Consider the following 24,912-nt stretch of genomic DNA (forward strand, 5'->3'; position numbering starts at 1 on the left):
TAAGACAAGATTTGTCGAATAATATTCGACAAGCGACAGTACTAGATAAGTAAAATTTATTGGTTTAAGACGCTCAGGAGGGTATCATGGTAAGCGACAAGGTGCGTATATTTTCGGGTTCGTCCAATCCGGTATTGGCTCAAAAAATCAGTGCAGAGCTAGGTCTATCGCTCGGTGCAATTAAGATGTCTCGTTTCAAAAGCGGGGAGATCTACGTTCACTACGAGGAAACGATTCGTAACTGCGACGTGTTTCTCGTTCAATCGTTCTCTCATCCGATCAACGAGCATTTTGTAGAATTGCTCGTGATGATCGATGCGGCGAAGCGCGCTTCGGCGAGAACGGTCAACATCATCATGCCTTACTACGGCTATGCTCGTCAGGAACGCAAGGCAGCTCCGCGGGAGCCGATCTCGGCGAAAATGTTGGCTGACGTGCTTACGACAGTTGGCGCGAACCGCGTCATTACGATCGATTTGCATGCTCCGGCGATTCAAGGGTTCTTCAACATTCCGGTTGACCACATGACGGCGCTTGACTTGATCAGCGATTACCTGAAAGCCAAAAACATCAAGAATCCGGTCGTTGTATCGCCGGATGCAGGACGTGCTTCGACGGCGGAGAAGCTGGCTAACTACTTGGACACTTCGTTTGCGATCATGATCAAGAAGCGTCCTGCGCACAACGAATCCTCCATTACGCACGTTATCGGTGACGTAGAAGGTCAAACCCCGATTATTATCGAGGACTTGATCGATACCGGCACGACGATCGTAAATGTTGTGGAGAGCCTCAAGGAGCGCGGCGCGGAAGACGTGTACGTATGTGCGACGCATCCGTTGTTCTCCGGTACTGCTATTGAGCGTTTGGATCATCCATCTATAAAAGAAGTTATCGTAACCGACTCGATTCTATTGCCGGAATCGACGCCGGAACGCTTCAAGGTGCTGTCTGTAGCTCCGCTGCTTGCGGAAGCGACACGGATCATCTTGGAAGGCGGCTCGATCAGCACGTTGTTCAAGAACAACGGCGTCTAATATTCGGCTTGCCTTGCCAATATGCCCAAAAGAATAGGTTTACCGCGAAAAAATCGCGGACGGCTCGTATGCCGTCCGCGATTTTTTCCCACATATTCTTTCGTGTTAGGATAGGCAGCGCTATGGTATAATCTTAGAAAATCGGAAGTAACGGGAGGTGCCTTGCTAGTGAAAGAGAAGAGACTTGTGGCTGTCGATACGCAAACGAAGGTAATACCGATTCAATGGGACGCTACGTTTTTCTTTGAACGGGCTGTTCGTTCGCTGGATCGATTCCATTACGACAAGGCCCTCAAATATTTTCGGCGCGCCGTTGAATACGAACCTGACAATCCTGTAAACCATTGCAATATGGCCGGCATCCTATCGGAGATGGGCAACTATGAGGAATCGAATCGGATCTTAAACATGATTATGGATGAGCTTGATCCGACGATGACGGAATGCTATTTCTACATGGCGAACAATTACGCGAATATGGAACAGTACGAGGCTGCCGAAGGCGCCCTCATTCAATATTTGGAGGAAGACCCCGACGGCCAGTTTCTCGATGAAGCGGAAGACATGATGGATCTGCTTCACTATGAGCTGGAGCGCCCGACCCAATTGAAAAACATTAAGTCGCGCGAGGGCATGATTGAACACGATCAAGCGCGGACGCTGCTGGAGGAAGGCAAGTTTACCGAGGCAGTCCGCATCTTAGAACAAATTACGCAGCAGCAGCCTGATTTTCTCGCAGCGAGAAACAATTTGGCGCTCGCTTATTATTACATGGGCATGTTCGATAAGGCGATGGAGACGATTCAAGAGGTGTTAGACCTTGAAGCGGGCAATTTGCATGCGCTTTGCAACCTTGCGATCTTCTACCAGCATGAGGGCGACGAGACCAATCTGCGTCCGCTCGTCGATCTGCTGATTAAGACAGCGCCTTTTCATCAAGAGCATGCGTTTAAACTCGCTACAACTATGGGTATCTTAGGAGAGCATGGCTCTGCGTATCGTCACTTCTCGAGGCTGCTTAAGGACGCTGAGCTGCATCAGGATCCATGCTTGTACCATTACGCGGCTGTAGCGTCCTGCAACATCGGAAGGCTGCAGGAGGCTGAACGGCTCTGGAAGCAGGCGATCAAGCTTGATCCGATGTCAGGCATTCCGCAATATTATATGGAGCAGCTGGAGCATATTCGCAGCGGCAAGCAAACGGGGCATGTGAGCTACCATTATCATTTGCCGTTCGAAGAGCAATTCAAGCTATGGGAAAAGTCGTCGGACGGCATTCCCGATCATCTGAAGCGCGACCCGCTCGTACGTTCCTCGTTCTTCTGGGCGCTGCGCCATGGGGATCAGCATACGAAGCTGCAAGTCATTCAGGCGCTTGGCATGATCGCCGACAGCGAGGTCAAGGACGTACTGCGCGCATTCCTACTGGAGCATGAAGAGGACGATTACTTAAAGCGAATCGCCATATTCGTACTTCGAACAATCGGCGTTCAGGAACCGCTTCATGTGGTGCTTGAGGGCAAGGACACGGTTATCGAGCCAAACCGGGTGCCTTCGCGACTGCCGGTATGGGAAGAGAAGTGGCAGGCCGTTGTCGATTTGGCGATGAGTCTCATGAACAAGCATTACGATCTCGTTCAGCAGCATGATCTAATGACGTTATGGGTGGAGTTTTTATCCCGTACGTACCCGGATGTGCCGAAGCTGACGAAGCCGGAGGGCTGGGCGGCAGCGCTCGAATATTTAACGGCCAAGATGCATCGCCGCGCGATCTCCTACCATGAGGTGTCGATACGTTACGGTACTTCCATCGCTACGGTGAGCAAGAACGTGAAGACGATCGACGGCGTTTGCGGCATCAAAGAAAAGATGAAGTCGATAAGCTCGGTATTTTCCTCGTCTACGGATGTGTAGCCTGTAGGAGCTGCGCTCGCGTGCTTGAAGGAAACTGAGGCAAAACTATAGATGAGGTGATTCACATGTACAAATCGATTATTATCGGTACCGGCCCTGCCGGTCTGACTGCAGCTATTTACTTGGCGCGCGCCAATATGGAGCCCCTAATTATCGAAGGGCCTGAACCTGGCGGTCAATTGACGACGACGACGGAGGTCGAGAACTTCCCTGGTTTTCCTGAGGGAATTATGGGACCTGAGCTTATGGAAAATATGCGCAAGCAAGCGGAGCGCTTCGGCGCTAAGTTTATTACGGGCTGGGTGAACAGCGTCGATATGTCCGAGCGTCCGTTCAAGCTGCAAGTGGAAGGTCACGGCGAGCTTGTCGGCGAGAGCATTATTATCTCGACAGGAGCTTCGGCGAAGTACCTTGGCATTCCAGGCGAGAAAGACAACGTCGGACGCGGCGTGAGCACTTGTGCGACATGCGACGGCTTCTTCTTCCGCGGCAAAAAGATTATCGTGGTCGGCGGTGGCGACTCTGCGATGGAGGAAGCGAACTTCCTTACTCGATTTGCGTCTAACGTTGAGTTGGTTAACCGCCGCGATGAGCTTCGCGCTTCGAAGATCATGCAGGATCGCGCTCGCGAGAACGAGAAAATCAGCTGGAGCCTGAACCGCACGCCGGTTGAAGTCGTAGCTGGCGGCATGGGCGTTACAGGCCTTAAGGTTCGCGATAACGTGACAGGTGAAGAGGATGTTATTGAGACAGACGGTATCTTCATCGCAATCGGCCATACGCCGAACACGAAGTTCCTGAACGGTCAGATCGACACCGACGAGCATGGCTACATTAAAGTGAAGCCGGGCAGCTCCGAGACGAACATCCCAGGCGTTTTCGCATGCGGCGACGTGCAGGACAGCAAGTACCGTCAAGCGATTACAGCAGCGGGAAGCGGCTGTATGGCGGCGCTTGACTGCGAACGTTTCCTTGAAGGCAACGTTACGCATGACTGGAGCAAATCCGTTTAAGCTGTACGGTTGCTGTGTGATCGATATCGGCATCTATGGGAGAATACAGGCTGTACCGGCTAAGCGCGACGACGATGCTTGGCCTGGTATAGCTTTTTTGTATGAAGCTTGTATATTGGATAACTGCAGTAACTTTTGAGTTAATTGGTTCTATTCGTGTTCTATATTGGATATTTGCATTATAGCCTGCCTAATAGGTGAAGAAATGCCTTATAATCACGAAAGTTAGTCAAGAGATCCAACATAGCTGCGAACAGAAGGGCTATGAGACAGCCTATTGCTTCACCTATAAGCGTTAATTATGAGGGAAATTTCATTTATTGAGGTCTTCCGGCTGGGTAATTGCATCCCGTGGAGGATTCTCTCCGATTATGTGGACAGTTCCGTGAGAATAACCGTGTCTTCTACTTAATAAAAGTTTCTTAATCGCGCTAGACAGATGCCTGAACAGCTTGTTTTACCAGCATTCTACATTGTTGACGACAGCATGAACAACGCTTATAGTGGGTACAGAGAAGTTTAACATTATTGATGAGGTGGACTAGTGATGTCTGAGAAGATTTACGTTGGCGTCGATGTCGGCGGTACTGCAATTAAAGTAGGAATTTGTAATGCGGAGGGACAGCTGCTCCAAACGTACGAAGGGCCGACTGAGACAAGTAAAGGAACGGACACTATCCTTCATAATATCGCGACATACGCTCGCGCAATTGTTGACGAATCGTCTTATGAATGGGAGCAAGTAGACGGCGTAGGCGTAGGCATCGCTGGTTTCCTTGATATTCCTAACGGTATTATTAAATTCGCTCCTAACTTAAAAATCGAGAATGTCGATTTGAAGTCTTTCTTGGAGAAAGAACTGAACAAAACAATTAAAGTTAATAACGACGCGAACGTTGCTGCGCTTGGCGAAGCATGGGGCGGGGCAGGCAAAGGCATCGACCAATGCGTATGTTATACGCTTGGCACGGGCGTTGGCGGCGGTATTATTATAAATGGTAAAATCGTAGAAGGCTTCGCTGGCATGGCGGGCGAGCTTGGTCATATGGCAATCGTTCCGGATCTTGAAGCGATTCAATGCGGCTGCGGCAAAATGGGCTGCCTCGAGACCGTATCCTCCGCAACGGGTATCATCCGTATGGCGAAGGATGCCGTAGAGCGCGGCGACCGCACTTCGTTGTCTCTGGTAGAAGATATTATGGCGAAGGACGTTATCGATGCTGCCAAAGCAGGCGACGAGGTTGCATCCCGCATTGTAAGCCGTGCTGCTTACTACTTGGGCAAGTCAATGGCGATGATGGCTATTATTCTTAATCCGCAATACTTTATTATTGGCGGCGGCRTATCGAAAGCAGGCGACTTCCTGTTCGATCAAATCCGTGAAGTATTCGAGAAGTACACGCAAGACCAAGCGAAGGAAAATGTGAAGATCGTTGCAGCTACGCTCGGCAACAATGCTGGCGTTGTTGGCGCTGCTGGACTTATTCTCAGAGGCTAGTCATACCATTTAGATACAACAAGTGCTGCGCCGCCCACGGGCGGCTACAGCCCGTTATTCAGATTGCTTTAAATGATAAGGGTAAATAATTTTGATTCTTATTTATTGGCTTATCATTCACCGCGAAACGAGCTTAGCCGATCATATGCTCGGCAAGCCGTTTACGCTTTGCGAAGTAGGTTTTGCACTAGCAAAACCTTAGTTTATGCTTACGATGTAGGTTTGCTTCGCAAACCTTAGCTTATGCTTACGAAGTAGGTTTGCTTCGCAAACCTTTTAGGAGGTTGTACTCATGGAGACGGCAGTTACAGTTGCGAAGCTTGTCATTATTACAGGAATGTCTGGCGCGGGCAAAACGATTGCTGTGCAAAGCCTCGAGGATCTTGGCTTCTTCTGCGTCGACAACCTGCCGCCTGTGCTCATTCCGAAGTTCGCCGAGCTGATTGATCAATCGAACGGCAAGATCGGCAAGGTAGCGCTCGTGATCGATCTGAGGGGGCGCGAGTTTTTCGACGCTTTGGCCGAATCGCTGGCATTCATTAAAGATCAATTCACCATCGATTGCGAGATTCTATTCCTGGATGCGACCGATGAGGTGCTTGTTCAGCGTTACAAGGAGAGCCGCCGCCGCCATCCGCTTGCGCCGGAAGGAATGCCGCTGGAAGGCATCCGCAACGAACGCCGAATGCTGGAGGATCTGAAGGGCTCGGCCTCGCAGGTGATCGATACGACGATATTGAAACCAGGCCAGTTGAAGGAACGTATTATTACGCGGTTTACGAATTTGGAACAGAACAGTCTCTCCGTGAACGTAACCTCCTTTGGCTTCAAGTATGGCATTCCTATCGATGCCGACCTCATCTACGACGTTCGTTTCCTTCCGAATCCGCATTATATTGAGCATCTGCGTCCGAATACGGGGCAAAATCCGGATGTATACGAATACGTGATGAAGTGGCCGGAAACACAACAATTTCTAACGAAGCTGCTCGACATGCTGCAATTCCTTATTCCGCTCTATCGCAAGGAAGGGAAAAGCCAGGTAGTCATCGGAATCGGCTGTACGGGCGGCAAACATCGCTCTGTCGCGATTGCCGAATATTTGGGACGCATGCTCGGCAGCAGCGATACGGAACGCATTCGTGTCAGCCATCGCGATGCCGATCGTGACAAGCATTGACGGGGTGAGACGATGCAAAGCAGGCATAAAATTATTAGACGCCCGAAAATCGTCGTAATCGGCGGCGGTACAGGGCTCTCTGTCATGCTGCGAGGCTTGAAAGAGAAGCCGCTAGATATTACGGCGATCGTGACGGTTGCCGACGACGGAGGAAGCTCCGGCATTTTGCGCAACGAGCTCCAAATCCCTCCGCCGGGCGACATACGCAACGTGCTTATGGCGCTTGCCGATGCGGAACCGCTGCTCACCGAAGTGCTGCAGTATCGGTTCAATAGCGGGACAGGGCTAGTCGGGCACAGCCTAGGCAATCTGATGCTTGCGGCGATGACGGACATATCGGGCGACTTTGTATCGGGTGTGCGTGAGCTTAGCCGCGTCCTTGCCGTTCGCGGTCAAGTGCTTCCCGCTGCCAATCAAGCGATCGTGCTCAAGGCCGAGATGGCAGACGGCTCGATCGTAACGGGGGAATCGATGATCCCGAAGGCGGGTCAGGCGATTAGGCGTGTATTCATTGAGCCAAGCGATGTGGAGGCGCTGCCTGAGGCAGTAGAAGCGATCGAGCAGGCTGACGCCATCCTGGTCGGTCCGGGCAGTTTGTATACGAGTATTATTCCGAATCTGCTCGTGCCGAAGCTAGCTGAAGCGATCGTTAATTCAACGGCTGTTAAGCTGTTTGTTTGTAATGTGATGACGCAGCCAGGGGAAACGGACGATTATTCCGTCAGCGACCATTTGGAAGCTGTCCATAAGCATATTGGACATCATCTATTCGATTATGTCATTGTGAATGACGGAGAGATTCCGCCGCAGATCGAAAGCAAGTATGCCGAGATGGGCGCTAAAGCGGTTCATCTCGACTTGGACGAGGTAACGAGACGCGGTTATCAGGTTATAGCGGACCGTCTTGTGCTGTTCCGAACTTTTTTGAGGCATGATGCCGAACGTTTAAGCCATCATATATATAAACTGGTAGAGAACTGGATGCTTAGAAAGAGGTGATAATCGATGTCTTTTGCGGCACAAACAAAAAAAGAGCTGACCCTTATTGAAGCCGATAGCTGCTGTGAGCGTGCAGAGCTGTCTGCGCTATTACGGATGAACGGCTCTGTCAGCGTATCCAGCCGCAAGGTTGTCCTCGACATCTCGACTGAAAATGCGGCCATCGCCAGAAGAATCTATTCCTTGCTTAAGAAGCATTACGACATGCATGTTGAGCTACTCGTGCGTAAGAAAATGCGCTTGAAGAAAAATAATGTGTATATCGTTCGGATTCCTTCGGGAGTACAGGAAATACTAAGTGAACTCGGAATCGTGTCAGAGGGTTTCATGTTCTCTAACGGCATCGATAAGGAGATTATTCGTAAGCCATGCTGCAAGCGGTCTTATCTGCGCGGCGCTTTCCTGGCTGGAGGCTCGGTCAACAATCCCGAGGGTTCTTCGTATCATTTGGAAATAGCGTCGATGTACGAGGAGCATTGCGATGCGCTTGTGGAGCTTGCCAATAAGTTCGATCTGAATGCCAGATGTATTGAACGGAAGAAAGGCTTCATTCTATACATCAAGGAAGGCGAGAAAATCATCGAGCTTCTCAACATCGTCGGCGCGCACCAGGCATTGTTCAAATTCGAGGACGTACGAATTATGCGCGACATGCGCAATTCCGTCAATCGGATCGTTAATTGCGAGACTGCGAATCTGAATAAGACAATTGGAGCGGCTGTACGCCAGATTGATAATATTAAGCTGCTGCAGAAGGAAGTCGGCTTGGACAGTCTTCCTGAGAAGCTGAAAGAAGTAGCCGAGATCAGGCTGCAGCATCCCGATATGAATCTGACCGAGGTCGGCGAAATGCTAAGAGGCAAGGTAAGTAAGTCGGGCGTTAACCATCGATTGCGCAAAATCGACGAACTTGCGGAAAAAATACGAGGTAGTTAGCTTTTCACCTAGTGCAACCGCTGGTATAATGTTATAATAATGCAAAATGAACTTATCACCAAAGATAAGAAGTATAAGTCTAAATCTTATACAAGCTTATATTTCTGCGCTAGACGTCACCGGGTCCGCACAGCTGTTGCTGGCCGGGTCGTTTGACGCTTATGAATGAGTATAATATAGGGGGTATGGTTTCCATGACAAGGCTTCCGGTTGTCGTTCGTCTGAAGACGGGGCTTCATGCAAGACCTGCAGCGTTATTCGTACAAGAAGCGAACAAATTTTCCTCCGAGGTATTTGTAGAGAAAGACGACAAAAAAGTTAATGCGAAATCGATCATGGGCATTATGAGTCTAGCGATCAGCTCCGGCACTGAAGTATCCATAAGTGCGGAAGGTTCGGACGCGGAACAGGCTGTAAACGCTTTAGTCGCTCTTGTTAGCAAAGAGGAACTTGAGAATCAATAATTCATTGGTTACCGATGAAAAAAGCCTCACTCGATCAGTTGATCGGTGTAGGCTTTTTTGCGTTTCTGCGAGTTATTGACAAGTTATTAGACCAATTGTGGATAACTGTGCATAGAATGTGAATAAGACTGTGGATAAAATGAATTGTTGCTACGGTTTGTGGATATCGAATAAGAAAAAAAGGCGATACTAGGGCATGAAACCCTTGTACCGCCTTTTTACTACTTATCCAATTTTCTCGATTACTTTGTCAACAAGGCCGTATTCTTTCGCTTCCGCTGCGCTCATGAAGTAGTCGCGATCCGTATCTTGCTCGATGCGGCTAAGCGGTTGACCGCTGCGCTCTGCAAGAATGCCATTGAGATGGTCGCGCATCTTAATGATGCGGCGCGCGCGAATCTCGATGTCGCTCGCTTGTCCTTCTGCGCCGCCTAGCGGCTGGTGAATCATAACTTCGCTGTTCGGAAGCGCGTAACGCTTGCCTTTCGCGCCTGCCGTCAGCAGGAACGCGCCCATTGAAGCGGCCATACCGACACAGATGGTCGATACGTCTGGCTTAATGTATTGCATCGTATCATAGATCGCCATACCGGCTGTAATGGAGCCGCCTGGGCTGTTAATGTAAAGAGAAATGTCCTTCTCGGGATCATCCGCCGCAAGGAACAGCATTTGCGCAATGATGGAATTAGCCACCACGTCGTTTACACCCGATCCAAGAAAAATAATGCGATCCTTCAACAAGCGAGAGTAAATATCATACGCACGCTCTCCGCGATTGCTTTGCTCAATAACCATAGGAACGAAATTCATATCCAACGTAAGCCCCCTCCTTCAAACTGAACGAAATGGTTAAATCGTATTTTCATAATAACGGATGGAAACTCAAAAGTCAAAGATAGTCAGACAAATTATCTGACAAATGATTGGACAAGCAATAAGTGGCCGCTGTATCGGGCTTTGTCGAAGTGGGACATCGGATGAATGGAGACTAAGCGGGGATAAGTGCGGGGAAAATTAGAGCAGGTGTAAAAGTAGATTGAAGCTTGGGAGAGAGGCCCTCCGTAAATAGTTCGATTTCGTCAAACTAAATAGATGCAGTTTAAAAATATCATGCGCTAATGGCATTCCGTCGAACTAAATGGCCGATGAACGCCAAGTGAAGCCTAAAGAGCCACTTTAGTTTCCCTAAATACCGTTATTGAGCGACTTTAGGAGGAGTAAGTGAATTTAGTATCCCGAAATGCCGTTGCAACGTCACTGCAGGAGGTTGAGCTTATTAAAAAAGGCCATTCCGAAACAACATTCGGGATGGCCTTAATAGGTATGCGTTATGTAGTTGCATTAGAAAAAAGTAAGTGGCGCGCCCGCTAGGAATCGAACCTAGATCTCAGGCTCCGGAGGCCTACGTCATATCCATTGGACCACGGGCGCAAAAAACAGTAGCAAGGGTGATTATATGATAATAGCGATTAGAAAGCAAGCGGCTTCCGTAAATTAAATTTGTGAAAATCGTGACAGTAATCGMTTTCATTCGATTTCATGCTCTTGCGGCGAGCAACAATTTCCGATAATATAGGAGGTGGGACTACAAATGTTATAGAGGGACGTTTCGCGTCCCGGTCAATGGAGCTATAGTCTCATATAACGGGTGGAGTGAAGGATAAGATGCGTCAGATCATTGAACTGCAGCAGCAGCTTGTGCCTGATCTTCTAGATGTAATGAGAAAGAGGTATTCGATTCTGCACCAGGTCATGCTGACAGAGCTTATCGGACGCCGCACGCTTGCCACGGCGTTATCGCTTACGGAGCGCGTGCTGCGAACGGAGATTGAGTTTCTGAAGGCGCAAGGCTTGCTCGATGTTCATTCGAGCGGCATTCGAATTACGGATGCAGGCAGAGAGCTTCTGGAGCGGCTGGAACCGGTCTATAAGACGATGTTCGGTCWATCGGAGCTTGAAGATCGAATCCGCACTCGCTTTGGCTTATCGCAAGTTGTTGTTGTAGCCGGGGATTCCGAGAGCTCGGCACAGACGAAGCGGGAGCTTGGCCGTGCAAGCGCACAAGTGCTTCGCAAGGTAATGCAGCCCAATGATGTCGTCGCTGTAACAGGCGGAACAACGATTGCCCAAGTTGCGAATCATTTATCAACCTCTACCGCGCTCAAGACCAATTGGTTCGTGCCTGCAAGGGGCGGACTTGGCGAGAGCCTCGACTATCAGGCGAATACGATTGCTTCGACAATGGCGAAGCGCACAGGCGCGCAATACCGCTTGCTTCATGTCCCGGATCATTTGGGCGAGGAAGCATTCTCATCGATCATGCAAGAGCCTAACATTCGCGAGATTGTCGATGTCATTCGAAGCGCTAGAATCGTCGTCCACGGGATTGGGGATGCGATGGTAATGGCTAGACGAAGACGGCTGGAGCAGGACGTCGTGAATGCGATGGCTGCAGAAGGCGCGCTGGCGGAGTCGTTCGGGTTTTATTTTGACCGAAATGGCGCTGTGGTGCACAAAATGCAGACGGTAGGATTACGGCTCGAGGATATTGTAAAGACTGAAGTTGTTATAGGTGTCGCAGGAGGCAAGAGTAAAGGCGAGGCGATAGCAGCCGTCATGCGGTTCGGTCATAACGATGTGCTGGTGACGGACGAAGTAGCTGCGCTAGAGATCGTAGCTATAATCGAGCAAGAATGACATTAAAGAAGTGGTCATGACGTTATTGCCGAACAGGGCAACCTGCTGCAGGCGAAACGTCTTGAAATAAATTGCCTTATCCCAAAAATGCTTAGGAGGAATTAACAATGGTTAAAGTAGGTATTAATGGTTTTGGACGTATCGGCCGTAACGTATTCCGCGCAGCACTGAACAACCCTGATGTACAAATCGTAGCGGTAAACGATCTTACAGACACGAACACGCTGGCTCACCTTCTTAAATATGACACGACTCACGGCACTCTTGACGCAACAGTAGAAGCTAAAGAAGGCGCTTTGATCGTAAACGGCGTTGAAATCAAAGTATTCGCTGAGCGTAACCCGGCTGACCTTCCTTGGGCTTCCGTAGGCGCTGAAATCGTAGTTGAATCGACTGGTATCTTCACAGCTAAAGAAAAAGCTGAGCTTCACCTTCAAGGCGGCGCTAAAAAAGTTATCATCTCCGCTCCAGCTACTAACGAAGACATCACAGTTGTTATGGGCGTTAACGAAGATAAATACGATGCTTCCGCGCACACTATTATCTCCAACGCTTCTTGCACAACGAACTGTCTTGCTCCATTCGCAAAAGTATTGAACGACAAATTCGGTATCGTTAAAGGTATGATGACTACAATTCACTCGTACACAAACGATCAATCCGTGCTTGACGTTCCACACAAAGACCTGCGCCGTGCTCGCGCTGCTGCAGAAAACATCATTCCTTCGTCGACTGGCGCTGCAAAAGCTGTTTCCCTTGTATTGCCTGAGCTCAAAGGCAAATTGAACGGTATGGCTATGCGCGTACCTACACCTAACGTTTCGGTAACTGACCTTGTTGCTGAACTGAAAGTTAACGTTACGGTTGAAGAAGTTAACGCAGCACTTAAAGATGCTTCCGAAGGCGCTTTGAAAGGCATTTTGAACTACAACGAATTGCCGCTTGTATCGAGCGACTACAATAGCGACCCTGCTTCCTCCACAATCGACGGTCTGTCGACAATGGTTGTTGAAGGCAACATGGTTAAAGTTATTTCCTGGTACGACAACGAGTGGGGTTACTCGAACCGCGTAGTTGATCTTGCTGCTTATATCGCAAGCAAAGGTCTGTAAGGAAAGAAGGCGAACGGGCCGAGGCTCCCTGCACTGCTGGGCGCTTCGGCTCTTAAGTTCGCGCCCTTTTGGGGACTTGGACCTTAAGGGCGTTTCTTCTTGACGAAGGAACGCTCTTTTCTTTTTTTCATACTTAACTCAAGCCGATGCTTCCGATGCTATTTTTGCCCATTGCATTCCACAGAAATTTTAGGAGGGTTCTATCGATGAACAAGAAAAGTGTACGCGACGTAGCTGAACTGGCAGGCAAACGAGTATTTGTACGCGTTGATTTCAACGTGCCGCTCGAGAACGGAAAAATTACGGATGACAAACGGATCCGCGAGACGCTTCCAACGATTAACTTCCTGATCGATAAAGGCGCTAAAGTTATTCTTGCGTCCCACCTTGGCCGTCCGAACGGTCAAGTTGTAGAAGAGCTTCGTCATACGGCTTCCGCAGCGCGTCTGGCTGAGCTTCTAGGCAAACCGGTGACAAAAGCTAACGAAGCAATCGGCGAAGCCGTAGAAGCGCAAGTAGCGGCTTTAAACAACGGCGACGTATTGCTCCTTGAGAACGTTCGCTTCTATGAAGGCGAAGAGCAAAACGATCCGGAACTGGCAAAAGCTTTCGCTAAGCTTGCTGACTTGTTCGTTAACGACGCATTCGGCGCAGCTCACCGCGCGCATGCTTCGACAGAAGGCATTGCACACTTGCTGCCGGCTGTATCCGGTCTTCTGATGGAGAGAGAGCTTGAAGTTCTAGGCAAAGCGCTGAACAACCCTGAGCGTCCTTTCACAGCAATCGTAGGCGGTTCGAAAGTAAAAGACAAAATCGCGGTTATCGACAAAATGCTTGAAATTGCCGACAACATCATCATCGGCGGCGGCTTGTCCTATACATTCTTCAAGGCGCAAGGCCATGAAATCGGCAAATCGCTCGTGGACAACAGCAAGCTTGATCTAGCGCTTGAGTTCATCGAAAAAGCGAAAAAACTCGGCAAAAACTTCCTGATCCCTGTTGATATCGTAGTAACAGACGACTTCAGCGCAAACGCGAACACAAAAATCGTTGACGTTGACGGCATTCCTGCTGAATGGGAAGGCATCGACATCGGACCTAAGACTCGCGAGCTGTATGCGGACGTTATCAAAAACTCCAAGCTCGTTGTTTGGAACGGACCGATGGGCGTATTCGAAATCGAGCCTTTCTCCCACGGCACGCAAGCAGTAGCTCGCGCATGTGCGGAAACGTCCGGCTACACGGTTATCGGCGGCGGCGACTCGGCTGCAGCGGCTGAGAAATTCCACCTGGCTGACAAAATGGACTTCATCTCGACGGGCGGCGGCGCTTCCCTTGAGTTCATGGAAGGCAAAGTACTCCCAGGCGTTGTAGCTCTTAACGATAAATAAGAATAAACCCATTAGGAGGGACTAGCATGAGCAGAAAACCGATTATTGCGGGCAACTGGAAAATGTTCAAGACCGTTTCCGAAGCGGTATCCTTTTTCTCCGAAATTAAAGGCAAAGCAGAAGTAGACGGCGTGGAGAGCGTAATCTGTGCACCATTCACGACGCTTCCTGCCCTTGTTGAAGCAGCGAAAGGCACGTCGATCGCAATCGGCGCGCAAAACGTTCACTTCGAAGACAATGGCGCATTCACAGGCGAGATCAGCGGCGTTATGCTGAAGGATCTTGGCGTGAAATACGTTATTATCGGCCACTCCGAGCGCCGCGCTTACTTCGCGGAATCGGATGAGATCGTGAACAAGAAAGTTCATGCTTCCTTCAAGAACGGCTTGCTGCCGATCGTCTGCGTAGGCGAGAAGCTTGAAGAGCGTGAAGCTGGACAAACGAAAGACGTATGCAAAGTGCAAACCGAAGCGGCATTCCAAGGGCTGTCGGCTGCGCAAGCGGCTGAAGTCGTTATCGCTTACGAGCCAATCTGGGCAATCGGAACAGGCAAATCGTCGACTTCCGAAGATGCGCAAGACGTTATCGGATATATCCGCGGCGTAGTTGCCGGTCTGTATGACCAAGCGACAGCTGATGCGGTTCGCATCCAATACGGCGGCAGCGTGAAGCCGAACAATGTAGCGGAATACATGGGCCAAGCGGACATCGACGGCGCACTTGTCGGCGGCGCAAGCCTTGAGCCTGCTTCTTATATCGCTTTGGTCGAGGGGGCCAAGTAAGATGGCTGCTCCGAAACCTGTAGCACTAATTATTCTTGACGGCTTCGGCCTTCGCGACGACGTAACCGGCAATGCGGTTGCGCAAGCGAATAAGCCGAACTACGATCGTTACTGGTCTACTTATCCGCACACGACGCTGACGGCTTCCGGTGAAGCGGTAGGCTTGCCGGAAGGTCAAATGGGCAACTCCGAGGTTGGTCACTTGAACATCGGCGCCGGACGTATCGTGTACCAGGATTTGACGCGGATCAGCAAGTCGATTCGTGACCGCGAATTTTTCGAGAACGAAACGATTCTCGGCGCTGTGAACCATGTGAAGAAAAACAGCAAGAAGCTTCATCTCTACGGTCTGCTCTCTGATGGCGGCGTTCATAGCCACATTGAGCACTTGTTCGCCCTGCTGGAGCTGGCGAAGAAGGAAGAACTCGAAGACGTATACATCCATGCTTTCCTCGACGGACGCGATGTATCGCCGGACAGCGCGAAGGGTTACCTGGAGCGCCTGCAAGCGAAGATCGAAGAGGTTGGCGTAGGACGCATCGCGACGGTACAAGGCCGTTATTACGCGATGGACCGCGACAAGCGCTGGGAGCGTACGGAGAAGTCTTACCGCGCTATGGTATACGGCGACGGACCTCAATATACCGATCCGATCAAAGCGGTAGTTGAATCGTATGAGAAATCGGTTTATGATGAATTCGTTATGCCAACGGTTATCGTAGGCGAAGACAATAAGCCGGTCGGTTTAGTGGAGTCCGAGGATGCTGTCATATTCTTCAATTTCCGTCCTGACCGCGCGATTCAATTGTCGCAAGTATTTACGAACGAGGACTTCCGCGGCTTTGAGCGCGGCGAGAGCCACCCGGTTAACCTTTACTTCGTCTGCTTGACGCTGTTCAGTGAAACCGTAGGCGGCTACGTTGCGTATTCACCGAAGAACCTCGACAACACGCTTGGCGAAGTGCTCGCGCAGAACAACAAGAAGCAGCTTCGTACGGCTGAAACCGAGAAATATCCGCATGTCACGTTCTTCTTTAGCGGCGGACGCGATGCGGAGCTTCCGGGCGAGACACGCGTGCTGATCAACTCGCCGAAGGTCGCAACTTATGACCTGCAGCCCGAGATGAGCGCCTACGAGCTTGCGGAATCAACTGTTCGCGAGATCGAATCCGGTAAACACGATGCGATTATTCTGAACTTCGCGAATCCCGACATGGTCGGTCACTCCGGCATGCTGGAGCCGACGATCAAAGCGGTTGAAGCGACGGATGAATGTCTGGGCAAAGTCGTAGAAGCTGTGCTGGCGCAAGGCGGCGTATGCATTATTACGGCTGACCACGGCAATGCGGATATGGTATTCGACGAGAATGGCCGTCCGTTTACGGCGCATACGACGAATCCAGTTCCATTGATCGTAACGAAAGCGGGCGCAACGCTTCGTGATGGCGGTATTCTAGCCGACATCGCGCCGACGTTCCTTGATCTGATCGAGCTTAATCAGCCTGCTGAGATGACGGGCTCGACTTTAATCAACAAGTAATGCTTGGTAGCAATCAAATTTAACAAATAAAAAGGAGTGTTTTATCCATGTCTATTATCGTTGACGTATACGCACGCGAAGTTCTTGACTCCCGCGGCAACCCAACTGTTGAAGTAGAAGTATCCCTTGAGTCCGGCGGCAAAGGCCGCGCGATCGTGCCATCCGGCGCATCGACTGGCGCTTACGAAGCTGTTGAGCTTCGCGACGGCGACAAATCCCGTTTCCTCGGCAAAGGCGTTCTGAAAGCCGTTGAGAACGTGAACACAATCATCGCTCCTGAAGTAATCGGTCTTGACGCTCTTGATCAAGTCGCAATCGACCGTAAAATGATCCAACTTGACGGTACGCCTAACAAAGCGAAGCTTGGCGCTAACGCGATCCTTGCCGTATCGATGGCAGTAGCTCGCGCTGCAGCTGACGCTCTTGATGTACCTCTTTACACTTACCTTGGCGGATTCAACGCTAAGACGCTTCCTGTACCGATGATGAATATCATCAACGGCGGCGAGCATGCTGACAACAACATCGACGTTCAAGAATTCATGGTTCTTCCTGTCGGTGCTGAAAGCTTCAAAGAGGCGCTTCGTATCGGCGCTGAAATCTTCCACAACCTGAAAGCTGTATTGCATGACAAAGGCCTTAACACAGCTGTAGGCGACGAAGGCGGCTTCGCTCCTAACCTCGGTTCGAACGAAGAAGCAATCACGACAATCATCTCCGCTATCGAGCGCGCAGGCTACAAGCCAGGCGTTGACGTATTCCTCGGTATGGACGTTGCTTCGACTGAATTCTTCAAAGACGGCAAATACGTGCTTGCCGGCGAAGGCAAATCGTTCTCCCCTGCCGAGTTCGTAGACCTGCTTGCTTCGTGGGTAGACAAGTACCCGATCGTATCGATCGAAGACGGCTGCTCCGAAGACGACTGGGATGGTTGGAAATTGCTTACCGAGAAACTTGGAAGCAAAGTTCAACTCGTTGGCGATGACTTGTTCGTAACGAACACAGAGCGTCTGTCCGACGGTATCGAAAAAGGCGTAGGCAACTCGATCCTCGTTAAAGTTAACCAAATCGGTACGCTTACTGAAACATTCGACGCGATCGAAATGGCTAAACGCGCTGGTTACACGGCAGTTATCTCCCACCGTTCCGGCGAGAGCGAAGACAGCACAATCGCTGACATTGCTGTTGCTACAAACGCTGGCCAAATCAAAACAGGCGCTCCGTCCCGTACGGACCGCGTTGCGAAATACAACCAATTGCTTCGCATTGAGGACCAACTTGGTTCGACTGCTCAATACGGCGGCAAAGCAGCATTCTACAACTTGAAAAACTTCAAATAAGACGCTTGAAGCAAGCTTCTTAAGCGTAAGAGGGAGACGGCCTTGTGCCGTCTTCTTTTTTTATGCGCGTTGTTGCAGGTTATGAACGGCGTCCGAGAGGGGGAATCTAATTTCATACTGATGATATGCAGAGGTGCAGGAAATGGGAATGAAGGAAGAGAGAGTGCAAGACAAGCCGATCATTGGCATGCAAATGTATTCGCTGCGCGATGAAGCGGAAATTGATTTCCTTGGAACGTTAGAGAAGGTTGCGGAGATTGGCTACAAAGCGGTCGAGCTTACCGGGTTTTTCAACGTGCCGGCCAAGGAACTGATGAATAAGCTGAAGATTCTTGGTCTGTCGGCGCCATCGGCGCATATCGCACTGAACTTCAACGATATGCCGAATATGCTCTCGGAGTTTTCGGCACAGCTCGAGTATGCGAAGGAAGTGGGCTTCGACTTTATCATTACACCGTGGGCACCGCTGCCGGAGGAGCCGTTAATGGATGATGTGAAGCATCTCGTCGACGTATTCACCAAATGCGGATTGAAGGTCAAGGAGATGGGGATGAAGTACGGCTTCCATAATCATGAGGATGAATTCAAGCTGATTGAAGGCAAGACCGTGCTTGAGCATCTGATGGAGCAAATGCCGAAGGAGCTTATGACGCTGGAGCTGGATCTTGGGTGGGTGCATATGGCTGGGTATGAACCGGATCTTTATATACACAAGTTCAAAGATCGAATCAAACTGATTCACGCGAAGGACTTCACGGATGGCCGCAAAGATATAGAGGTTGGGCGAGGCAAGGTTGGTTACGATAAGCTGATTCGTACAGCAGACAGCGCCGGTATTGCCTATATTTTTGTTGAGCAAGAGCAGTTTGAGGTAAGTTCGCTTGAAAGCGCGCGAGTGAATTTTGAATATTTCCGAAAATTGGGTTACGTCTGACATCCGGGTACTTGGTTGTCCTATTGTAATCTGTGCCCAGCTATGATAAAATCAGCTTATGTGTTTTTTACGGAGCACCTACGCTGGAGGTGGAATAAATGGAAATCGCTTTGAAAATTGTGCTTGTCATTTTCGCACTTGGCCTTATTGGCGTTGTTTTGCTTCAGAAGGGTAAGAGCGCTGGCTTGTCCGGAGCAATCACGGGCGGAGCTGAGCACTTGTTCGGTAAACAAAAAGCGCGCGGTCTGGATTTGTTCTTGCAGCGCTTGACGATCATTTTGGCAGTTGGATTCTTCGTCCTGGCATTGGTCGTTTCTTACTTCGTACAACAATAATTGAATGATCATGCGGAAAGCAGGGAGATATCCCTGCTTTTTTTGTATTTCTGCACATTGTCGCGGATGTATGGCTTCCATTTCGTGTATACTACATGGTATATGATAATCTATCAACCTGTTGMAGATTATACTAGAATACTGCGGCAGGCGTATGAGGAGAAATAGCGATAATGACAAATTACGAGCAGGAATTGCTTGATTTCATGAGGGAAACGGCATATAAGCCGATGACCTATCAAGAGCTTGAGAAGCACTTCGGTATTGAAGGCGCAGAGGAATTCAAGCAATTTCTAAAGCTGCTCAACCAGCTGGAGGATGAAGGGAAGATCGTTCGTACGCGCAATGAGCTGTATGGCGTACCGGAACGGATGAATCTGCTGAGAGGCAAGCTGCAGGCGCATGCGAAAGGCTTCGGTTTCCTGTTGCCCGACGAGAAGGATCACCCTGATGTCTATATTCATGCCAATGACTTGAAAAGCGCCATGAACGGCGATATATTGCTTGTCCGCATTACGTCGAAGAGCGAGGGCGGCGGACGGATGGAGGGCGAGGTCGTTCGGGTCGTCCAGCGTGCGGTTACGCAAATCGTCGGCACGTTCGAGAATCACGAATCGTATGCGTTCGTTGTGCCTGATGACAAACGGATCAATCGCGATATTTTTATTCCTAAGGGCGGATTTGAAGGTGCGGTTTCGGGCCAGAAGGTCGTCGTGCGAATCGTGTCGTATCCGGAAGGCCGTTCCGCTGCCGAAGGGGAAATTGTCGAAGTACTCGGGCATAAGGATGACCCGGGCATCGATATTTTGTCGATTATTCGCAAGCATCAATTGCCGGAAGGTTTCCCCGATGAGGTGATGGCGGAAGCGGACGCTGCTCCGGATGAGATTACGGAGGAAGAGATCGTTCAGCAGGGCAGACGCGATCTTCGCGGAGAGGTCATCGTGACGATTGACGGTGAAGATGCGAAGGACTTGGACGATGCGGTACATGTGAAGCGGCTGGAGAACGGTAATTTTCTGCTTGGCGTACACATTGCCGATGTCGGCTACTACGTGCGGGAGAAGTCTGAGCTTGACCAGGAAGCGTATCGGCGCGGATGCAGCGTTTATTTGGTGGACCGCGTTATTCCGATGCTGCCGCATCGATTGTCGAATGGAATATGCTCGCTGCATCCGAAAGTCGACCGGCTGACTTTGTCGTGCGAAATGGAATTTGATGCGAAGACGCTGAAGCGCGTTAGGCATGATGTGTTCACGAGCGTCATCCGCACGAAAGAGCGTATGACGTATACGAACGTGAAGAAGCTTCTAACGGCGACCGATGAAGAGCCGCAGACGGAGCTTAAGGAGCGTTATGCGGATTTGCTCGACATGTTCGCGCTAATGGAGCAGCTTGCGATGCGGCTTCGTTCGAAGCGGATGAAGCGCGGCGCAATCGACTTCGACTTCGTGGAGTCGAAGGTTATCGTCGATGAGACGGGTAAGGCGGTCGATATCGTTAAACGCGAACGTTCGGTAGCTGAGCAGATTATCGAGGAATTCATGCTTGTAGCGAACGAGACAGTGGCCGAACATTTCCACTGGCTGCGCGTGCCGTTCCTATATCGAATCCATGAAGACCCGAATCAGGAGAAGCTGCTTACGTTCATGCAGTTCGCCTCTAACTTCGGCTATGTGGTGAAGGGTAAAGGCAATTCCGTTCATCCTCGAGCGCTGCAGACGTTGCTGGAAGAGATACAAGGGAAGAAGGAAGCAACGGTCATCTCGACGATGATGCTTCGTTCGATGAAGCAAGCGAAGTATGATGCGGAAAGCCTTGGCCACTTCGGTCTCGCTGCTGAATTCTATTCGCACTTCACGTCGCCGATCCGTCGTTACCCCGATCTTGTCATCCACCGTATCATTCGCGAGGTGATTGAGGGAGGCGGACATTTGACGGAAGCGCGGCATGAGGCGCTGACGGCTAGAATGCCGGAAGTTGCGCAGCACTCCTCCGAGCGCGAGCGGGTGGCGGTCGATGCCGAGCGCGATACGGAGCAGCTTAAGAAATGTGAGCTGATGCTCGATAAAGTAGGCGAAGAGTTCGAAGGTATCATTAGCAGCGTAACGAGCTTCGGCATGTTCATCGAGCTGGAGAATACGGTTGAGGGTCTCATTCGGTTGAGCGATCTGACGGATGATTATTACCACTTCCACGAGCAGCACATGATTCTCATCGGTGAGCGTACGTCGAAAATCTATCGCATCGGCGATGAAGTGAAGATCCGGATCGCGCGCGTAAGCATGGCGGATCATACGATCGACTTCGAGCTCGTCGATATGAAGCCGCGGAGCGGCGCGATGAAGGGTATTGCCGACGCGGGATTCGGCGTCGGCGGGCGCGGCGGCAAGAAGCGCGGCGGCTATGGCAGCCGCGGTGAGGGCGGCCGCGGCGGAGACCGCTCAGGCGGAGCGGGCGGTCGCGGTGGTCGCGCCGGCGCGGGGCGCGGAGGCGCAGTCGGAGGTGGAACTGGCGGCCACGGGGGTAACCCGTGGGTGGCGACTGGCGGCGGCCAAGGCGGCAAGCGACGCGGGCGCGGCGGTAACGGGGCAGGCGCTGTAGGAGCTGGTGCTGCGGGTAACGAACCAGGACGCGAGGATCGGGCATCGTGGAAGATCCCCGATGGAGCTGCAGGTGATCGTCAGGAGTCGCAATCGCGAGGCGATTCTGCTGAAGGCGGCAAAAAGCAGCAAACCGACATGTGGGGCTTGCCGATCCGGGGAGGTCGCAGCAGTTCATCATCAAGCGGCGGCCATTCGGTTGGTTTCAGCAGGAACGGCAGCAGCGGTCAGGGCGGAGGTAAGCGGAAGAACGCGACGTCTGGCGGCGTATTCAATGCCAACCGTTCGAGCGGCAGTCAGCCAGGACCTGATGCTGCCGGCGGGGGTGAAGGCAAGAAGAAACGTAAGAAGAAGAGCGGAGGGGGAGGCGGCAACGCGACAGCTGCCTTCGTCCGGAAGAAGCGTAAATAAGCGATTAAAGGGTTAGCGGCGCACTCGTTCGGGAGGCCTACCGGGTGCGCCGTGTTTTGGACGAATTGGGAAATTATATTTATATTTGGGCTTGTCGCTTGCTTTTTAATTGTGGGAATAGTATACTCAAGTCAATCGATGATATGAACCTGAATTCACATATTGAAAAGGGTGTCATTATAGTCATGAAACCCTTTCCAATGTGTGAATTTTTTGTTTAAAGACAAACCAGGCGCATATTAATATTATTTTTTTGGAGGTTTTACACATGCAACAAGGTACAGTTAAATGGTTTAACGCAGAGAAAGGTTTTGGCTTCATCGAAGTTGAAGGCGGCAACGATGTATTCGTACATTTCTCCGCAATCACTGGCGAAGGCTTCAAAACTCTTGAAGAAGGCCAACGCGTTGAGTTCAACGTTGTTCAAGGCAACCGTGGACCACAAGCAGAAAACGTAGTTAAGCTGTAATAGCTTACTCGTTGAACGGAACCGTCCTTAGCTTTGGCTAAGGACGGTTTTTGTGTATACAGGGGATTGGCAACTTCTTGCATTCCGCTTACAAAGTTGCTACAATAAATTTCTGAATATAAACATTTTACGCTGCAAAGTTGAGGTGACCGGCATGGGCAAGAAAGCCGACGGCAAGCAATTAGCCCAGAATAAGAAAGCTTCCCATGACTACTTCATCGAAGATACCTTTGAAGCGGGAATGGTGCTTACGGGCACGGAGATCAAGTCGCTGCGCAACGGCAGAGCCAATATAAGCGATGCGTTCGCAACGATTCGCAATGGCGAAATCTTCATTCATAACATGCATATTAGTCCGTTCGAGCAAGGCAATATCCATAATCCCACCGACCCAACTCGGGCGCGCAAGCTGCTGCTGCATAAGGCTCAGATCCACAAGCTATACGGTCTGTCCAAGCAAGAAGGCTATGCTATCGTGCCGCTTAAGATCTACGTGCGCAATGGATATGCGAAGCTGCTCATCGGTCTAGGTAAAGGTAAGAAACAGTATGACAAGCGCGATACGGCTGCTAAGCGCGATGCACAACGCGATATTCAGCGTGCGCTGCGCGAGAAGCAGAAGGTCGCCAGATAGTTGCAGCATTACCATGGATGATCCCAGCCATTGTTGCCAACAACAATGACGAGCATTAGCCGGAAATTCGTGTTATACTAAAGCAGTAGCAAAGGCAATACAACGCAAGCTCAACTGATCAATAACAGATCTGCTGGATAATAAGCAGCTGTTGTTGCTCGCTAATCCTGAAGCTTCATTGACGCTAAACGCTTGAGGTTGAATGAATTTCAACGGTCAGCCGTTTATGCCAAGATGGGGGCGTTCTTGGATTCGACGGGGATTGTACGAGCGCGGGTTGCGGGTAGCAGGGAGTCGTCTGCTTCATCAACGCTAAAGCCAATTAAATGGCAAACAACAACAAAACTACGCTTTCGCAGCTTAATAACCTGTGAGCGTGCTCCTACCTAGCATCGCCCATGTGACTAGACTAGGGGCTAACAAGTAGTGGGATACGCCGCTTCGGTCTCCGCCTGGGGTCGACGGAAGAAGATAATCAGGCTGACCCAACGCGTAGTCGGTTACGGGACGACGCTCGGGTGACATCAATACCGTGACTACACCCGTAGAAGCCTGTGTGGCGTGATCTTCGGACAGGGGTTCAAATCCCCTCGCCTCCACCAATACCATGAGAAAGAGCACCGTATTAGGTGCTCTTTTTGCATTCTAATTAATCAACGAAGTATACACCTTTTCAAGGTAAGCAATAGCAACATGTTCCGCTTCTTCTTTTATAAGTACATCAGAATGTTGACGTAAGCGTTGATAGAGGTGGATAGTGCTTTTTAACGCATGGTAGCAACTCTCGAAACCGTGTAAAGGGATGGTCTTTTTTAGTTCTTCTATTTCACTGATGCCATACTGTTCCAGCTTTCTAACGCCTCTAGGTAGTTGACCATTACGCATCAAAACCAAAGGACCTAATACAACACTGCGAATAAATGTAATATGATCGATCAATTCAAACCATTCTCCTCTTCCCAGCTTCGTGGCGCCGTAATGGATCCAGACCCAGAAGCGGTCCTCTATCCATTGTGAATTAGGGTATGGATGTGAGGGAGAGGTTTCATTAAAGATTTTACTGATTTCCTGATCTTTTTCCCATAAAATAAGCGGGTTTTCAATTCGTATTTCAAGCTCTTCCAATGTTACAAATTTAAGATCTACATGCAGTGGCTCTGGTCCGTATAAGCAAATAACCACACGAGGTTCACCAACGTGTTCACCTGTGAATCCAGAAAGTAATTTGCCCAATCCTTCTGCAATGAGAAGCCGTTGATTCATGATTTGCTCCTGGTAGGCTGAGTCATATACGATGATAAGGTCTAAATCGCTATACTCATCCATGGTGTTCGTCATCATCGAACCACCAGCAAGGAGACCTCGAACTCGTCGATCTTGACTTAGTTTTTCCTTTGCTTGACACACGAATCGTTCGTGTACAGGTAAAAGCATATAAAGCACCCCTTATAACATGACCCAAAAAATGGGTATTACGCCAATTTATCATTTCATATGAACTTTGTCAATTATAAACTGGGCGATACTCGGGTGAAATCAAAACTGTGACTACACCCGTAGAAGCCTGTGTGGCGTGATCTTCGGACGGGGGTTCAAATCCCCTCGCCTCCACCAATACCATGA

21 protein-coding genes, 1 tRNA gene and 1 other RNA gene are annotated in these 24,912 nt (G+C 50.3%); 20 read left to right on the forward strand and 3 right to left on the reverse strand.

Going from position 1 to position 24,912, the window contains the following annotated elements:
• Positions 1-86: 86 nt before the first annotated feature.
• The 8 genes from AB4Z33_RS19850 (at position 87) to AB4Z33_RS19885 (ending at position 9,041) form a co-directional block, all read left to right on the forward strand.
• Entirely contained in the window at positions 87-1,037 is a 951-nt protein-coding gene (locus AB4Z33_RS19850; protein ID WP_337104370.1) for a ribose-phosphate diphosphokinase, read from the forward strand.
• Between the two features lie 168 nt (positions 1,038-1,205).
• Positions 1,206-2,951: a tetratricopeptide repeat protein gene (locus tag AB4Z33_RS19855; RefSeq protein ID WP_442051563.1), complete on the forward strand. Its 1,746-nt coding sequence runs from the start codon at positions 1,206-1,208 to the stop codon at positions 2,949-2,951.
• Between the two features lie 65 nt (positions 2,952-3,016).
• Entirely contained in the window at positions 3,017-3,964 is a 948-nt protein-coding gene (trxB, locus tag AB4Z33_RS19860) for a thioredoxin-disulfide reductase (RefSeq protein WP_442051564.1), read from the forward strand.
• Between the two features lie 547 nt (positions 3,965-4,511).
• Positions 4,512-5,462, forward strand: a complete 951-nt coding sequence (locus AB4Z33_RS19865) for an ROK family glucokinase (protein ID WP_442051565.1) — start codon at positions 4,512-4,514, stop codon at positions 5,460-5,462.
• Positions 5,463-5,754: 292 nt separating this feature from the next.
• Positions 5,755-6,642 (forward strand): RNase adapter RapZ, encoded by an 888-nt coding sequence (gene rapZ / locus AB4Z33_RS19870; RefSeq protein WP_337103546.1) that lies wholly within the window; start codon positions 5,755-5,757, stop codon positions 6,640-6,642.
• 12 nt (positions 6,643-6,654) lie between these two features.
• Positions 6,655-7,641 (forward strand): gluconeogenesis factor YvcK family protein, encoded by a 987-nt coding sequence (locus AB4Z33_RS19875; protein ID WP_442051566.1) that lies wholly within the window; start codon positions 6,655-6,657, stop codon positions 7,639-7,641.
• A 6-nt stretch (positions 7,642-7,647) separates the two neighbouring features.
• Positions 7,648-8,577, forward strand: coding sequence for a DNA-binding protein WhiA (gene whiA, locus AB4Z33_RS19880; protein WP_442051567.1), 930 nt, complete (start codon positions 7,648-7,650; stop codon positions 8,575-8,577).
• Positions 8,578-8,771: 194 nt separating this feature from the next.
• Positions 8,772-9,041, forward strand: a complete 270-nt coding sequence (locus AB4Z33_RS19885; protein WP_028609180.1) for an HPr family phosphocarrier protein — start codon at positions 8,772-8,774, stop codon at positions 9,039-9,041.
• 225 nt (positions 9,042-9,266) lie between these two features.
• Here the strand turns inward: AB4Z33_RS19885 and clpP are convergent, their stop codons facing one another.
• Together clpP and AB4Z33_RS19895 are read right to left on the reverse strand one after the other, a co-directional pair.
• Positions 9,267-9,851: an ATP-dependent Clp endopeptidase proteolytic subunit ClpP gene (gene clpP / locus AB4Z33_RS19890; RefSeq protein WP_337103554.1), complete on the reverse strand. Its 585-nt coding sequence runs from the start codon at positions 9,849-9,851 to the stop codon at positions 9,267-9,269.
• 546 nt (positions 9,852-10,397) lie between these two features.
• Positions 10,398-10,472: transfer RNA gene (locus tag AB4Z33_RS19895), tRNA-Arg, on the reverse strand.
• Positions 10,473-10,706: 234 nt separating this feature from the next.
• Between AB4Z33_RS19895 and AB4Z33_RS19900 the strand changes: the two genes are divergently transcribed.
• From AB4Z33_RS19900 to ssrA, 12 genes are all read left to right on the forward strand, one after another.
• A complete protein-coding gene (locus AB4Z33_RS19900; RefSeq protein WP_442051576.1) occupies positions 10,707-11,738 on the forward strand; it encodes a sugar-binding transcriptional regulator in 1,032 nt (343 codons plus the stop codon).
• A gap of 107 nt (positions 11,739-11,845) precedes the next feature.
• Positions 11,846-12,850 (forward strand): type I glyceraldehyde-3-phosphate dehydrogenase, encoded by a 1,005-nt coding sequence (gap, locus tag AB4Z33_RS19905; protein ID WP_307207893.1) that lies wholly within the window; start codon positions 11,846-11,848, stop codon positions 12,848-12,850.
• 206 nt (positions 12,851-13,056) lie between these two features.
• Positions 13,057-14,241, forward strand: coding sequence for a phosphoglycerate kinase (locus tag AB4Z33_RS19910; protein ID WP_442051568.1), 1,185 nt, complete (start codon positions 13,057-13,059; stop codon positions 14,239-14,241).
• Between the two features lie 26 nt (positions 14,242-14,267).
• A complete protein-coding gene (tpiA, locus tag AB4Z33_RS19915; protein WP_442051569.1) occupies positions 14,268-15,023 on the forward strand; it encodes a triose-phosphate isomerase in 756 nt (251 codons plus the stop codon).
• Between the two features lies 1 nt (position 15,024).
• The gene (gene gpmI, locus AB4Z33_RS19920; RefSeq protein ID WP_442051570.1) at positions 15,025-16,563 is read left to right on the forward strand and encodes a 2,3-bisphosphoglycerate-independent phosphoglycerate mutase; all 1,539 of its coding nucleotides are present in this window, start codon (positions 15,025-15,027) and stop codon (positions 16,561-16,563) included.
• Between the two features lie 47 nt (positions 16,564-16,610).
• Positions 16,611-17,903 carry a phosphopyruvate hydratase gene (eno, locus tag AB4Z33_RS19925; RefSeq protein WP_442051571.1) on the forward strand — a complete coding sequence of 431 codons (1,293 nt, stop codon included), beginning with the start codon at positions 16,611-16,613 and terminating at the stop codon, positions 17,901-17,903.
• A 148-nt stretch (positions 17,904-18,051) separates the two neighbouring features.
• Entirely contained in the window at positions 18,052-18,837 is a 786-nt protein-coding gene (locus tag AB4Z33_RS19930) for a sugar phosphate isomerase/epimerase family protein (RefSeq protein ID WP_442051572.1), read from the forward strand.
• A gap of 98 nt (positions 18,838-18,935) precedes the next feature.
• On the forward strand, positions 18,936-19,172 hold the full coding sequence (gene secG / locus AB4Z33_RS19935) for a preprotein translocase subunit SecG (protein ID WP_337103538.1): 237 nt from the start codon (positions 18,936-18,938) through the stop codon (positions 19,170-19,172).
• A 173-nt stretch (positions 19,173-19,345) separates the two neighbouring features.
• On the forward strand, positions 19,346-22,186 hold the full coding sequence (gene rnr / locus AB4Z33_RS19940) for a ribonuclease R (protein WP_442051573.1): 2,841 nt from the start codon (positions 19,346-19,348) through the stop codon (positions 22,184-22,186).
• Positions 22,187-22,454: 268 nt separating this feature from the next.
• Positions 22,455-22,655: a cold-shock protein gene (locus tag AB4Z33_RS19945; protein ID WP_028609190.1), complete on the forward strand. Its 201-nt coding sequence runs from the start codon at positions 22,455-22,457 to the stop codon at positions 22,653-22,655.
• A gap of 154 nt (positions 22,656-22,809) precedes the next feature.
• Positions 22,810-23,289 (forward strand): SsrA-binding protein SmpB, encoded by a 480-nt coding sequence (gene smpB, locus AB4Z33_RS19950; RefSeq protein ID WP_442051574.1) that lies wholly within the window; start codon positions 22,810-22,812, stop codon positions 23,287-23,289.
• 236 nt (positions 23,290-23,525) lie between these two features.
• Positions 23,526-23,891: a transfer-messenger RNA gene (gene ssrA, locus AB4Z33_RS19955) on the forward strand.
• A gap of 43 nt (positions 23,892-23,934) precedes the next feature.
• Here the strand turns inward: ssrA and AB4Z33_RS19960 are convergent.
• Positions 23,935-24,723, reverse strand: coding sequence for a nucleotidyltransferase domain-containing protein (locus tag AB4Z33_RS19960; RefSeq protein WP_442051575.1), 789 nt, complete (start codon positions 24,721-24,723; stop codon positions 23,935-23,937).
• Positions 24,724-24,912 lie beyond the last annotated feature (189 nt).

The sequence above is a fragment of the Paenibacillus sp. 2TAB19 genome, from assembly GCF_052115185.1.
Classification (GTDB): Bacteria; Bacillota; Bacilli; order Paenibacillales; family Paenibacillaceae; genus Pristimantibacillus.